Raw genomic sequence first — 13456 nt, 5'->3', positions numbered from 1 at the left:
ATAACGGATAAAAACATGAACAATGAGTGAAACGCTTGAAAAATCATGAAATTATTACCCACCCTTTGTTTACAATCCGAATGTTAAACAAAAAGTTGCTATCATAAAGCTAATAATTGAGGGGATATTTATGAAGAAAATAACAAATGTTTGGTTTTTTCTTGCAGTGCTTTCCGCTATTATTACGTGGATTACAATACCGTAAGGAAGTGTTCTGGGGCTTTATTGTACAATCGTCGTTGTTAACGCTTTTGATGGAAAACAAGAAGTCTTGCGATGGGATTATCAAATGAGTGCAGTTTTAGATTTATTTGCGAATATGAAAAACCAAGTTTTAAAAAATACGTTTGCGAATGTTTACCAAGTGTCCACCATCGCTTTGGAATGGGCAATGATGATCAAACATTCATCCAAACTGTCTTCTGTCTCGCTTCGAGACTTATTACGGTTTTCTACGACACGTACAACGTTTGAAATTATGTATGCGACCACTTGGGATCAAAACCGACGCAATCCATAAAATATGAGATGATTATCAAAGACGGGTGAAATAAAACTTGATATAATGAGAACGATTAAGGAGGGCTTATATGCAAAGATTTAAAATTAAATGGCTGTTGTTTGCAAGTGCAATGGCGTATGCGTATTATTCATTTTTCTATAAGTCACCTACTTCAGGGATTCCCATTGCGGTATTTACAATCTTACTTTCTTGGTTTTTTTTGGAATGCTATTTTGATTTTTTATATCAAAAACGTAAATTAACATTTAAGTTTAATGAACGCATGATTATTGGACTTTCGTCAATTTTAATCTTAGTGGGTATTACGGGAGGGGATTTGATGGGATTATCCCGTTTACACCTCTTAATCTTCTCAAGTCTTTGGCTGGGGTTGCTTTTATTCAGTGCGTTGTATTTATTGCGTCATGCTGCCATTGATCCCCGCACACGGGTTTTAAATCAATTTGTGGAGCAGATGCTTCACATGTCAGAATTTGGACTCCAATGCATGCATACGCTTTATCAGGCCATGGTTTTGACGGATTCCACGTTTCCCATTGACAACCTCATCTTAACAATCTATGCGGATTCCTTAAAATATGATCATCTTGATTTTGAAATTCCATCCCCAAAATTAGAACATTTTATGATTGAAAATGTTGCGCCTAATCACATCGAACAGCTTTTAAACCATCATGTGTTAGAGAATCACTTTGAAGGGATACAAGCTGAGATTCAGCGTACGTTAAAAGATGTTTTAGAAGATGGAACGTTTGAAGTTACAGGAATCTCACCGCTTTATCGCATCGTTGTCTTTGCTTATGCGTTTAATCAAATAATAATACTTGACCGATCCCAGATGGATGTTCATGCTTATCAAATGCGGCGCCTTGATGATGCTCGCAATAAGAAACAGTATCATAGATTAATGCGTCACCGCGATGCCTTTGGTATTTTACAAGCATTCCGCGATACCCACATCTAAACTTACTCACCGCGCGAATCGAAATCAATAAATAAAGCCCTTATTCAAATTCAACTGAATAAGGGCTTTATGTTATGACTTATTTCTGATTATATACGAGAATAATTTCACGGTCATAATGACTTTCCGTCCAACCGATTAAGTGTTGACGGGATGTACGGTTGGCATGGGAGTGACCGAGATACTCAACATCCTCTTGATTAATAAATCGTTCCATTTGTTCTAAAGCATCGAGCGGTGCTTCGTTTTGATGACTATGGTCATGAAAAACTTTCGTCTTAATCATAAAGCCTCCTTAAGATTGAGCATTCACAGTTCTTAAAATATTTTCTGTACAACGAATCATCTCTTTCAGCGCTTCTTTGGCTTCCGTGATGTTGCCTTGAATTAAAAAATCAACGTAAAGATGATCAAAGAAATAATGAGAAATGGTATGAAATGGCGTCGTATCAAGGGTGCGGGGGTTGCTTTGATCAAACGCTTCCAGTTCACATTCAAATTGGCGAGCTAAATCTTTTACATGCGCAAGATTTGCTTCTGCAGATTCGATTTTATGATATTTGGTAAATGTCATATAATAATTCCCGCTCAAAAGATCAAGAAGACCCCAATTTGATGCACCATCCATCGTTGCCAGTGCATTTTCAAGTGCCCGTTTTAATTCATTACCCACACGCATTAATTCATCACAATGACGTTGTTGCATGAAAATCACCCCTTGTATCTGTATTATACCATAAGATTTTTGCTGTTATTCACACAAGATTGTGAAGATATTGTTAAAGTAGAAATTAGGAGGATTGTATGGAAAATTTTAAAACAATACGTAATCGTCGCAATGACCGCTCATATAAGTGGATGGAGATGGAACAGAATGCGCCCAACCATGGTGTTGATGCATTTCCTTTTACAGTCGCGGATGTTGATATGTATCATCCCAAAGCCCTCACCGAAGGGTTAAAGGCTTATCTGGATGATATGGTCTTTGGATACACGGCACCAAGCATTTTGTATTATGAGGCCGTCATCAGTTGGTATCAAAGACGCCATCAATGGGAACTCAAACAAGATTGGATCCTTCAAGCACCCGGAGTTGTCGTGGCGATTAATCATGCCCTCAAAGCGTTTACTAAGGAAGGGGATGGGGTGATGATTATGTCACCTGTTTATTATCCTTTTAAACGGAGCATTGAGAATTTAAAACGTAAGGTGGTTGAAACCACGCTTGTCGAAGTGGATGATGTAATCGTCATTGACTTCCAAGATTTTGAAGCGAAAGCAGCAGATGCAAACACAAAAGTATTGTTATTGTGTAGCCCCCATAATCCAGTTGGTCGCGTATGGAGTGAGCATGAACTCAAACAAATTGAAGCAATCTGTGATAAATACGATGTACTCGTTTTCTCAGATGAAATTCATGGTGATTTAATCATGCCCGGGTACAGATTTATACCTTATGCAACCTTAAGCAAAAAAGCACGTCATCACAGCATCACCTTTGTATCCTCAAGCAAATCGTTTAATCTTGCAGGGCTCCACAATGCACATGTGATCATTCCGTCACAATCACTGCGAAATCAATATCAGGATTCAGTAACGCAAGATGGAGGATCTTTGAATACAAATGTCCTCGGGCTTGCTGCAACTCAAATTGCCTATACACAATGCGAATCATGGTTTGATGAATTTGTTTGTTTGATTGCAGCAAATCATCAACTGGTTAAGTCATTTATCGCGCGTGAAAACATACCAATTCGTGTATGTTCACTTGAAGGAACTTATCTTCAATGGCTCGATTTCCGTGATTCAGGATTGGCGGAAGCGGAGCTTATCGAAAAGCTTCAGGAACACGATGTGTTTTTGAGCCCGGGCTCAAAATTTGGTGAATCGGGTCAAGGGTTTATGCGTATGAATCTAGCCTGTCCCCAATCAATTTTAAAGGCAGGTCTTAAGCGAATCCAATCTGCAATTCAAGAGTGATGAATTCATCACTCTTTTTATGTATAATAAGATAAAGATTGGAGTTTTATATGAAAAATATTGTTGTTGTTGGAGGCGGCCCATCGGGGATGATGGCTGCAATTTCGGCGAAGAAAAATCATCCTCACGCCCATGTTATTTTATTGGAGCGTAATGAACGTTTGGGTAAAAAATTACGTATGACCGGTGGCGGCCGCTGTAATGTTACGGCGAATGTGAGTAATCAAGAAGTAATCAAGCATGTTCCTAAAAATGGTAAATTTCTCTTTTCAAGTTTGACGAATTTTAATCCGCAAGATATTCAGTCTTTTTTTCCTGAAAATGGCTGTCCTTTAAAGATTGAAGATCATCACCGTGTTTTTCCAGAAAGTAACAAATCTCAAGATATTGTGGACGCTTTAAATCGAAAACTTCAAAAATCAGATGTGGAAGTACATCTTCATGCATTTGTAACCGGAATTGATACGAATCGGAATGTTGTTTATACGGAAGCAAAAAAATTCCCTTATGATCATCTGATTCTTGCGACGGGAAGCCGTACTTTACCCGGAACGGGTTCAGATGGTAACGGCTATGCCTTATCAGAATCGATTGGGCACTCAATTACGGACTTAGTGCCTGCTGAGGTTCCTTTAGTTTCCAATGATTTATTTGTTCAAGAGAAGACTTTACAAGGGCTGTCCTTCCATGATGTAACCATTCATGTTTATAAGGGTCAAAAAATTAAGCACAGTATTACGCATGATCTTCTGTTTACGCATTTTGGAATATCAGGACCTGCGGCATTACGGGCAAGTTTTTATGTCATGCGCATTCTCGATAAGGAGAGTCCTGTCAATTTAAGTATCGATTTCTTGCCCAATGTTTCACTTGAACAACTACAGCTTCATGAGGATTGGGAAGCATTTGTACAAGAAAAAGGCATTCCAAAGCGCTTAATCGCGTACTTCAAAACATTCTGTAAGAATGATCATGAGATAATTCAAACACTTAAGAAATTCCCAATGACCGTTTATGCTACACGTGGGTTCGCACATGCATTTGTTACGAATGGTGGCGTCAATCTTAAAGAAATTGATCCAAAGACAATGCGATCAAAAATTAATCCAACCATTTCATTTTGTGGTGAGTTGATGGATTATAATGCATATACTGGAGGATTTAATATTACATCCGCTTTTTCAACAGGCTATACAGCAGGGCTTTTTGCGCTCGAAGATTAGTACACTGCGGTGTGCTTTTTCTTTGTTCAATAAAAGTATCGTAAAGGACAGTATATAGGTACAATAACAATTCATTCCATGCTATTATTATAGAAAAGGAGGTCCTATGTCACATCATCAGCAAAATCAAAATGATCATTCTGAAACTCTGAGTACACATGAAAAGACACAAACCTTTTTGCCCAGCGAATCTAATAAGAATCGGACGCGTTGTGTGATTATCTTGTTGATTCTCGGTTTTATTTCTGTTGGCGGTTATTTTCTTTGGGATCATATCTATCGCATTACGAAAATTGATCCATTTGCCAATGTAAGTGTTCGATTTCAAGGGGATGAAGAAGGGGCAAGCGGCTACATTGATATCAATAAAAAATTAATTGAGTCCGATCCACAGCTCAATCGCGTTCACAAGGCGATTAAGTATTCGCTAGAACCAAATGAAAATTTAAAAATTGGCGATCGTGTTGTTTTAAAAGCGCGTGTTCCCGAGTCTACGCAACGTTTTATGGACTCCAATAAACTTGTATTTACGGCTACTGAAAAAGTATTTACCGTTCAAGAAATTCACAATGAGGTCGTGTTTGATCCTTTTGATGGTTTTAAATTGCGATTTAGTGGAACCAATGGTGAAGGAATTGCGGAATTGGATACATCAGGGGTTACGCTGGCTGATGATACGATGAAGGAATTGTTTTCGATGTTAGAGTATGCCATTGTCAATCCATCTGAATTATCAATTGGAGATTCTGTAACTGTTACGGTAAAACCTTCTACAGCAGGGAAAACGTTTATGTTAGAACATCAAATTATGTTGGCACAAACTAGTATGGCTTTTGATGTAGATGCGTTAGCGGTCGTACCTAAAAACATTGAGCACATTAATAATCTGGATGTGCTTCGAAGTGATGCGAAAAAACGTGTCGAGGAAACGGTTAATGCGGACGCGCAAGAAGTATATGTTTGTTATGGAATTCTCCCTAAGAACATCGCAAATGCACGTGATCGTGACTCGCAACAATCCTATGTAAATGGGACATTGATGTTTGTGTATCAGTATGAACATAAACATAAAGCATATGCGATTGCTTCAGGTTATACAAACTTGATGCTGGAAGGGGACCAAATTGATGAGTCGATGCTGATGCCGATGCAACCTGTCTCAAATCAACAATCCTTGGAAAATGTTTTGCTTGAGCTTCAAGATAACAACCTTACCTGTTCTCCAACGTCTTAATGCCTTCGGGCATTTTTTTTTGCGCAAACGGTTTCGATTTAAGATTGATTAATATATTTCAGTGCTATACTTGCGTCGAAAGGAGTTAGCAATGAAATTTAAAGCAATATTACTTACAATAATTGGTTCGTTTTTAATCATGCCTGTGGCAGCGGATGATGCAATGGATGCAGCCGCACGTCAGCACTTACGTGACAAATATACGATTCATGAAGATAGTTTTAGACCTGTTCTCCAACTGTTTGAAGATGGTTCGCAAGCGTTTGTCTGTGACAAGGTAGAATTGGACTACTATTTCACACTCTTACAAGATGATTTGGATGAAGGGATTGATAATTATCAGAATTATGCCTATCTCATTGATACAGGCCGGGAGGATCCTGTAATTCGTACAAATCGTTATGATATGAGAGGTTTAGTCCGAAAACAAGCAATTTCTATGCCTCAATATGATGCGTCGTTACCGAATCGACTCCCGTTTAAAATTCGAAGTCTTAAAAAAGATGAGGGAACGACACAATGGTATGTGGATGTAAATGATGATTATCGAGGTGTTCAAAAAGATGGTAAAGGGATGGTGGGATATGATTTGTTCCTCAGTCCTTTCCATATTGAAAATGATGATCATAATAATTTGCTGTTTAAGGAACTTGTGGATATCGCGGTGGTGGTTATTCGTCCAAGAGCAGGGCAAGAACCGGATGTAAAACGGTATACACTCTCCAAGTCAAGACCATCGATGAGCTTTGAAGGAGGTCGCATTGAAGTGACTCTCGAGCAAGGAATGAAACACATTCGCCTTGTGGATGATGGCACCTATGGATACGGTCAATTAAAGTTTGAGGTGGAAGGAAGCAGCGCATCCGTTACCAAAGATCCAAGCAAACCTTTGAACGATTTACCCATGGGAATTCGAGCACGTTTTGATTTTTTTGATCAAAAACGTAAAGGGAAAGAATTTGATAAGCTGGATGAAGTTCGAATATTGGAAGAACATCAAACACCGATTGGTCAAATGGTTCATCATGTGTATAGCAATGATCGCACACCGGGATGCAGTTTATCAGACTTAAAGGAAAAACATGATAAACGTGTGGATGCTCTTGTAAACCGAATGGTAAGTCGATTCAATCAACTTGATGAAAGTACCAAGCAAAGTTTGAGTGAGAAATATTCGGTCAAGACGAGTCAAGCGTTAGCTGATTTAATGGAGCACTATGATCTGAATATCTATCCATTTAATCCAAAGCCTAAAGCCCTTATATCAATGACTCCAAAAACAACTGAGGATGTTTTGACTCAACCAACGGATTTAAACGATCCTGTGGGTCAAGCCATCGGGGAACCAGATCAATCGAAAACATTACATGTTGAATCATCTACAAGACTTCAAAATGTAGCGCCTGCTCCTCAAGCGGGGGCTAGTGCAGTGGCTAAGCATACGATTCAAGCGCCACGTTATCCCATTAAGTTAACGGAGTCACTACCACCAGTCAATTCGATCATTGAACATCAGGATCACCTTGAAATAAAACCTGTTGAATTGTCCACAGAACTTCAACATGAAAGATTACGTCATCGAGTAGGGCCAAGACATTCTGTAACAGATACGGTGAAAACGACACGTTCACCCCTTAGTTTAGTAGAGCCAGAAAAAGGACAGTCAAGTAATCTTAAAGCAACCATCGCATCTGCAATGGTTGTATTGAAAGATGGGAAAGCAGGGAAGATTGAGCCTTCATCGCATTCGGATATGCATCACTTGGTAACTGAGATGTTAAAGCAAGAAGAAAATTTCGAAACGACTCAATTGCCATTGGCACAACAAGGCGGTAACGTTGATACACAAACTCAAAATCAATTGGTGTCATTGGAATTTAAGCGTCCACTCGTTCGAAATGCGAATGCGAATCAATCCATTGCATCTCAACCGCATCAAAGCATACCAACAGCCACATTCAACATTTCGGGAGACAAGATGGGTGTTCAAAATCCAATGGAAACCGTTAAATCGGAAACTCATGCGAATCCACAACAGATGTTACCATCGCAATCTAACGCTTCAAAACAACAAGATCCCCTTTACAGTAAACCGAAGCACTTACCTGCTACGGGTGTGACAGAGCAATCTTCTTGGTTTCTAGGCTCCTTACTGTGCGTCCTAGGTATCTTGTTACGATCAAAACGATAAAAAAAAGACCCAGGAAGCAGGGTCTTTTTCATATTATTATATTATTTGTGCTATCGACTAAGACGGGATATAGGCGATAGCATTGCGCTTACTGATAGCAGTGTAATTAAGGAAGAGCGACGTAAACGTCTATCTGCTATCATAACTTAACCTTAACTATATCGGAGAATTAAGATTGAGTTGACCCTCTACGATTGGAAGCCGGTAGAAGGGCACTGAATTGTGATAAAGGAGAAATTACAAGTTGTAAGACACAGATTCAGTGTAATATTTGGAGAAATGTTTATACGAATGATTTGTGGAGCCTTCGTATAAATAATTATTTTACTAAGCAGCTAATACTGATTTAAGGTATTCAGCAATTTCTGCATCTTGACAGCTTTCAAAGAATAATTCTTTGAATTCAGGATAGTCAATTGTTTCTTTTAAGAAGTCTTGATCGATTTCTTTAAGGATTTTAATTAATGGTTGGTGTGTAACTTCTTTAACACCATCTAAGATTTTTTTGTTGCGTTGTTCAGGGATAACGCGATCTTTAGGATATCCACCACCAAATGATTCTGAGAATAATTTTTCGAATGTGTAGTTAAGGTTTAATTCTCCACCCCAACCGAATCCTTGTGCAAATGGCATTGCAATACAGTTACCATCGTTTACTTGACCGAATAGGTAAGCGTCTAATGGGTTTGTAACGTGTCCACAAAGTACATTTGGGAATGAGTTACATGCTAACATAGCACCTTGACCTGTTCCACATCCTGTAACAACAAAGTCAACTGCTTTTGTTGTTAATAAGATTGAAGCAAGAAGACCGTTTTTAACATATGTTAATTGGTGTTCTTGTTCACCGTTGTACATACCGTAGTTTACAACTGTGTGTCCAGCTTTTTCAGCCTCTTGTGTTAATGATGCTAAGATAATTCCGTTTTTAGCAGCTTGTGAGTTTTCGTTAATTAATGCGATTTTCATATTTAATCCTCTTTCTAATAATCCACGTGATGTGTCCACCACGTGGCGTTCGATACATCGTTTTGGTTTTAAACTATGCTGGTTGTTTACCAATGTAAGCTAAGATACCACCATCAACATAAAGGATGTGTCCGTTTACGAAGTCTGATGCTTCTGAAGCTAAGAATACAGCAGGTCCCATTAAATCTTCTGGTTTACCCCAACGTGCAGCTGGTGTTTTTGAAATAATGAAGCTGTTGAATGGATGTCCATCAACGCGTAATGGAGCTGTTTGAGGTGTCTCAATATAACCAGGTCCAATTCCATTACATTGAATATTGTGTTCACCGTATTCTGATGCAATATTCTTAGTAAGCATTTTTAAACCACCTTTAGCAGCAGCATAAGCACTTACTGTTTCACGTCCGAGTTCACTCATCATTGAACAGATGTTAATGATTTTACCGTGTCCTTTTTCAATCATTGAAGGAAGAACAGCTTTTGACATGATGAATGGTCCATTAAGGTCGATGTCAATAACTTGACGCCAATCTTCTACAGACATTTCGATCATTGGTACACGTTTGATGATTCCAGCGTTATTTACAAGAATATCGATTGTTCCAACTTCTGTTTCAATTTGTTTGATCATTGCTGTAACTTGTTCTTCATTTGTTACGTCACATACATAACCATGAGCTTTAATGCCTTCTGCTTCGTATGCTGCAAGTCCTTTGTTTACAAGGTCTTGATTAATATCGTTAAATACGATTGTTGCGCCTGCTTCAGCATATCCTTGAGCTAAAGCAAAACCAATTCCGTATGATGCTCCTGTTACAAGAGCGATTTTTCCGTCTAAACGGAAGTTTTCCATTTTAAAGTTACTCATATTTAATTCCTTTCCTATCGTTGTACACGACCTGAACCGTCACCTTTAGCAAGTGTTTCCACTTCCTGAACAGTAACACGGTTGTAATCACCCTCTACAGAGTGTTTTAGACAGCTCGCTGCTGTAGCAAACTCAATTGCATCTTGAGGTGCATAATCATTGAGCATGGAGTAAATTAATCCAGCACCAAATGAATCGCCACCACCAACGCGGTCTACAATACGAACGTTATATTTCTTTGAGAAATAAGCTTGATCGCCTGTATAAAGCATTGTTGACCAATTGTTATCACTTGCTGAGATGCTTTCACGTAATGTGATTGCAACTGCTTTAAAGTTAAAGCGCTCGTGAAGTTGTTTTGCAACATCAATATAACCATCATGGTTGATTTCACCTGTTGTGATATCTGTGTTTGAAGCTGAAATTCCAAATACATCGTGTGAATCTTCTTCGTTAGCGATGACAACATCAACATACTCCATTAATTCACCCATTGTTTTATTTGCTTGTTCATTACTCCATAACTTCTTACGGAAGTTAAGATCACAACTTACAGTTAAACCGTGTTTTTTAGCTGCTTTTGCAGCTTGTAGTGTAATCTCGGCTACGTTTTCACCTAAAGCAGGTGTGATTCCTGTTGTATGGAACCAGTCGTATCCTTCAAAAATTGCATCCCAATCAAAATCTTCTGGTGTTGCTTCAGCGATTGCGGAATGTGCACGGTCATAAACAACTTGACTTGCACGTTGTGAAGCACCTTTTTCCAAGAAGTAGATACCAACACGATCGCCACCGCGTGTAATCTTGCTTGTATCGACACCGTAACGACGTAAATCGTTAACAGCGTTTTGTCCAATTGCATGGGTTGGTAATTTTGTTACAAATGCTGCGTCCACTCCAAAGTTTGAAAGTGAAACGGCAACGTTTGCTTCGCCACCACCGTAAGTCGCTTGATATCGATCAGCTTGCGAGAAACGGAGGTAACCTTCTGGAGCAAGACGAAGCATAATTTCTCCAAATGTAATTACTTTTTTCATTTAAATACCCTCTCTACATCTTTACGTCAGGATTAATCAAATGAATGGCAAATCCTGCGATTTCTTTATCTAAGTATGCAAAGTTGATTTTGTTTGTTTTCTTATTGCGAGTAATTGTATCTTCTACAACATGGATGCCTTTTTTCTCTAATTGATAAAGAGCACGTTCTGGGTAAGGTGTGTAAATTCCAAAGTGTCCGTGTTCACCACGTCCAACTGAGTTTAGGAATTCAAAACCGCGACCTGCGAAATGACTCTTAGGTTTTCCATAATACTTAAATCCAAACAAATTACATAATACTTCAGCATTTTCTTTGGCTTCTTCACTAGTGTTGTTATTGAAACCAATATGAATTAATTCATATGATAACAATGCATCCACTGCCTCACGGCTTAGGCGTTCAACAGTATCCCAATCTTTAGCTGCAATCGCATCAGCAGGCAACATGAAGCTACCACCAATAGCATTAATGCAAGGTAAAGCTAAGTAATCATGCATGTTCTTAGCATTAATTCCGCCTGTTGGCATAAATGTAATGTCAGCATACGGTGCACTGAGGTCTTTGATCTTCTTAGCACCACCACTTGATTCTGCAGGGAAGAACTTAACGTTTGTCAATCCATAAGAGATTGCTGTTTCAAGTTCTGATGCTGTAGAAATTCCAGGTAATACAAGAACATCATTTTCAACACACCATTTCACAACGTCATGATTAAATCCAGGTGTTACAATGAACTGTGCCCCAGCCTTGATTGCAGTTTCGGCTTGGGAAACTGATGAGACGGTACCCGCTCCAATTAACATATCTGGTAATTCTTTAGCGATGATTTCGATTCCGGGTAACGCAAATTCACTTCGGAATGTGATTTCCATACAATCGATGCCACCGTTATAAAGTGCTTGTGCCATTGGCAACGCATCTTCGATTTCAGTTATTTTAACTACGGGAACGATACCGATTTTTTCAACTCTATTTAAAACTTCACTCATATAGTAGTCTCCCTTTTATTTTGACCAATGTCCAGTCGGTCTCTAGCAAACCAGCTAAGACAATAATAGGTGAGTAAACCGGTTTTGTCAACTGGTTTACCAAAAAAATAATGTTTCGCCTATATATAAGGACTAAATTGTGAAAAAAATGATAATTTCACATGAAAGCGGTTAGATTTATTAAAAAAAACCGTTGACATGACAAAATTCAAGGGCTATAATGCGTATGTCCAGTAAACCAGTTTATAAACGTTTTTCAAGGAGGTACTTACATGGAAAAGCATATTAAGCAAGTGACCATTGAGCCAATCCGCGATATTGATATTTTCAAGAATGCAACACTGCTTACAAAAGAAGAAGTGAAGCAAGCAATTGAAGATACCATTAAAAAGATTGATCTCAATATGGAGCACATTGGTGAGCGCTTCCCATGGTCAGCAACAAAAGATCTGAAATATCCGATCATCGATAATATCGAATGGACAGACGGATTTTGGACCGGTCTATTGTGGTTGGCGTATGAATACACAGGTGATGAGAAGTATCGTGAGCTCGCAGATAAAAATGTTGATTCTTTCCACCATCGTGTTGTAAATGATATTGAAATTGATCACCATGATCTTGGATTCCTATATTCATTATCATGTGTGGCAAGTTACAAACTAACAGGTTCTGAAAAAGCGAAAGAAGCTGCTATTTTAGCGGCTGATAAGCTCCTTACCCGTTGGCAAGAAAAGGGAGAATTTATACAAGCCTGGGGCGAGTATAACAATCCTGAGCATTACCGTTTCATTATTGATTGCTTATTGAACATCCCACTATTATATTGGGCAACAGAAGTTACGGGTGATGACAAATATGCGGATATCGCAGAGCGTCATTTCTACACAAGCTGTCAATACGTAATTCGTGATGATGCAAGTGCATTCCACACATTCTACATGGATCCTGAAACAGGTGGTCCAGTACGTGGAGCAACACGTCAAGGTTATAATGATGAATCATCCTGGGCACGAGGCCAAGCTTGGGGTGTATATGGTATTCCATTAAACTATCGTTATACACATGAAGACGAAGTGTTCCCACTGCATGAAGGAATGACAAATTATTTCTTAAACCGTTTACCAAAAGATTTCGTATGTTATTGGGATCTCATCTTTACAGATGGTGATGACCAATCACGCGATTCAAGTGCTGCAGCGATTGCAGTATGTGGTATGCTAGAAATGATCAAATATATGAAAAATGATGAACTTAAAACTGTGTATGAGGGAGCATCACACACAATCTTAAGATCGTTGATCGACAACTATACAAAAACAACACATGAACCAGGAAATCCAGTGCTTTATCACGGTGTCTATTCATGGCACAGTGGAAAAGGTGTGGATGAAGGAAACATCTGGGGCGACTACTATTATCTAGAAGCTCTAATGCGTCTTTATAAAGACTGGGAATTGTATTGGTAAGAAAGAG

The 13456-nt window shown here is 38.8% G+C and carries 13 protein-coding genes; 7 read left to right on the top strand and 6 right to left on the bottom strand.

The window, feature by feature from the left end; genetic code table 11:
- The first annotated feature begins 289 nt into the window (after positions 1-289).
- Entirely contained in the window at positions 290-520 is a 231-nt protein-coding gene (locus tag AAG186_RS06480; protein ID WP_161637272.1) for a hypothetical protein, read from the top strand.
- Between the two features lie 70 nt (positions 521-590).
- A complete protein-coding gene (locus AAG186_RS06475; RefSeq protein WP_342621440.1) occupies positions 591-1487 on the top strand; it encodes a hypothetical protein in 897 nt (298 codons plus the stop codon).
- 79 nt (positions 1488-1566) lie between these two features.
- Here AAG186_RS06475 and AAG186_RS06470 read toward each other — a convergent pair whose 3' ends face one another.
- Entirely contained in the window at positions 1567-1773 is a 207-nt protein-coding gene (locus AAG186_RS06470; RefSeq protein ID WP_125164235.1) for a hypothetical protein, read from the bottom strand.
- Between the two features lie 9 nt (positions 1774-1782).
- The gene (locus AAG186_RS06465; RefSeq protein WP_161637274.1) at positions 1783-2193 is read right to left on the bottom strand and encodes a hypothetical protein; all 411 of its coding nucleotides are present in this window, start codon (positions 2191-2193) and stop codon (positions 1783-1785) included.
- A 98-nt stretch (positions 2194-2291) separates the two neighbouring features.
- On the opposite strand from AAG186_RS06465, the gene AAG186_RS06460 reads away from it, so the two are divergent.
- From AAG186_RS06460 to AAG186_RS06445, 4 genes are all read left to right on the top strand, one after another.
- A complete protein-coding gene (locus tag AAG186_RS06460; protein WP_342621439.1) occupies positions 2292-3467 on the top strand; it encodes a MalY/PatB family protein in 1176 nt (391 codons plus the stop codon).
- A 50-nt stretch (positions 3468-3517) separates the two neighbouring features.
- Positions 3518-4690 (top strand): NAD(P)/FAD-dependent oxidoreductase, encoded by a 1173-nt coding sequence (locus AAG186_RS06455; RefSeq protein WP_342621438.1) that lies wholly within the window; start codon positions 3518-3520, stop codon positions 4688-4690.
- Between the two features lie 106 nt (positions 4691-4796).
- Complete coding sequence (locus AAG186_RS06450; RefSeq protein ID WP_342621437.1) at positions 4797-5924, top strand: hypothetical protein; 1128 nt, start codon at positions 4797-4799, stop codon at positions 5922-5924.
- Between the two features lie 91 nt (positions 5925-6015).
- Entirely contained in the window at positions 6016-8115 is a 2100-nt protein-coding gene (locus tag AAG186_RS06445; RefSeq protein ID WP_342621436.1) for a hypothetical protein, read from the top strand.
- Positions 8116-8442: 327 nt separating this feature from the next.
- On the opposite strand, the gene AAG186_RS06440 is transcribed toward AAG186_RS06445, so the two are convergent.
- The 4 genes from AAG186_RS06440 to AAG186_RS06425 form a co-directional block, all read right to left on the bottom strand.
- On the bottom strand, positions 8443-9084 hold the full coding sequence (locus AAG186_RS06440; RefSeq protein WP_125164240.1) for an RpiB/LacA/LacB family sugar-phosphate isomerase: 642 nt from the start codon (positions 9082-9084) through the stop codon (positions 8443-8445).
- A gap of 73 nt (positions 9085-9157) precedes the next feature.
- Entirely contained in the window at positions 9158-9952 is a 795-nt protein-coding gene (locus AAG186_RS06435) for a gluconate 5-dehydrogenase (protein ID WP_003775084.1), read from the bottom strand.
- A gap of 14 nt (positions 9953-9966) precedes the next feature.
- Positions 9967-10989, bottom strand: coding sequence for a sugar kinase (locus AAG186_RS06430; RefSeq protein WP_161637279.1), 1023 nt, complete (start codon positions 10987-10989; stop codon positions 9967-9969).
- A gap of 13 nt (positions 10990-11002) precedes the next feature.
- Positions 11003-11980, bottom strand: a complete 978-nt coding sequence (locus AAG186_RS06425; RefSeq protein ID WP_123171239.1) for a bifunctional 4-hydroxy-2-oxoglutarate aldolase/2-dehydro-3-deoxy-phosphogluconate aldolase — start codon at positions 11978-11980, stop codon at positions 11003-11005.
- 272 nt (positions 11981-12252) lie between these two features.
- Here AAG186_RS06425 and AAG186_RS06420 point away from each other — a divergent pair, with 272 nt between their 5' ends.
- Positions 12253-13449, top strand: a complete 1197-nt coding sequence (locus AAG186_RS06420) for a glycoside hydrolase family 88 protein (protein ID WP_161637280.1) — start codon at positions 12253-12255, stop codon at positions 13447-13449.
- The last annotated feature ends 7 nt before the right edge of the window (positions 13450-13456 follow it).

It is taken from the genome of Erysipelothrix sp. P66 (genome assembly GCF_038682365.1).
GTDB classification, from domain to species: domain Bacteria; phylum Bacillota_I; class Bacilli_A; order Erysipelotrichales; family Erysipelotrichaceae; genus Erysipelothrix; species Erysipelothrix piscisicarius.
This window is presented reverse-complemented; position numbering and strand designations above follow the sequence as displayed.

What these genes read in the sequence shown, in the direction of transcription:
- AAG186_RS06480 (WP_161637272.1), top strand. Translation starts at nt 290, where the DNA reads ATGAGTGCAGTTTTAGATTTATTTGCGAATATGAAAAACCAAGTTTTA.
- AAG186_RS06460 (WP_342621439.1), top strand. Translation starts at nt 2,292, where the DNA reads ATGGAAAATTTTAAAACAATACGTAATCGTCGCAATGACCGCTCATAT.
- AAG186_RS06445 (WP_342621436.1), top strand. Translation starts at nt 6,016, where the DNA reads ATGAAATTTAAAGCAATATTACTTACAATAATTGGTTCGTTTTTAATC.
- AAG186_RS06465 (WP_161637274.1), bottom strand. Translation starts at nt 2,193, where the DNA reads ATGCAACAACGTCATTGTGATGAATTAATGCGTGTGGGTAATGAATTA.
- AAG186_RS06470 (WP_125164235.1), bottom strand. Translation starts at nt 1,773, where the DNA reads ATGATTAAGACGAAAGTTTTTCATGACCATAGTCATCAAAACGAAGCA.
- AAG186_RS06475 (WP_342621440.1), top strand. Translation starts at nt 591, where the DNA reads ATGCAAAGATTTAAAATTAAATGGCTGTTGTTTGCAAGTGCAATGGCG.
- AAG186_RS06455 (WP_342621438.1), top strand. Translation starts at nt 3,518, where the DNA reads ATGAAAAATATTGTTGTTGTTGGAGGCGGCCCATCGGGGATGATGGCT.
- AAG186_RS06450 (WP_342621437.1), top strand. Translation starts at nt 4,797, where the DNA reads ATGTCACATCATCAGCAAAATCAAAATGATCATTCTGAAACTCTGAGT.
- AAG186_RS06440 (WP_125164240.1), bottom strand. Translation starts at nt 9,084, where the DNA reads ATGAAAATCGCATTAATTAACGAAAACTCACAAGCTGCTAAAAACGGA.
- AAG186_RS06425 (WP_123171239.1), bottom strand. Translation starts at nt 11,980, where the DNA reads ATGAGTGAAGTTTTAAATAGAGTTGAAAAAATCGGTATCGTTCCCGTA.
- AAG186_RS06435 (WP_003775084.1), bottom strand. Translation starts at nt 9,952, where the DNA reads ATGAGTAACTTTAAAATGGAAAACTTCCGTTTAGACGGAAAAATCGCT.
- AAG186_RS06420 (WP_161637280.1), top strand. Translation starts at nt 12,253, where the DNA reads ATGGAAAAGCATATTAAGCAAGTGACCATTGAGCCAATCCGCGATATT.
- AAG186_RS06430 (WP_161637279.1), bottom strand. Translation starts at nt 10,989, where the DNA reads ATGAAAAAAGTAATTACATTTGGAGAAATTATGCTTCGTCTTGCTCCA.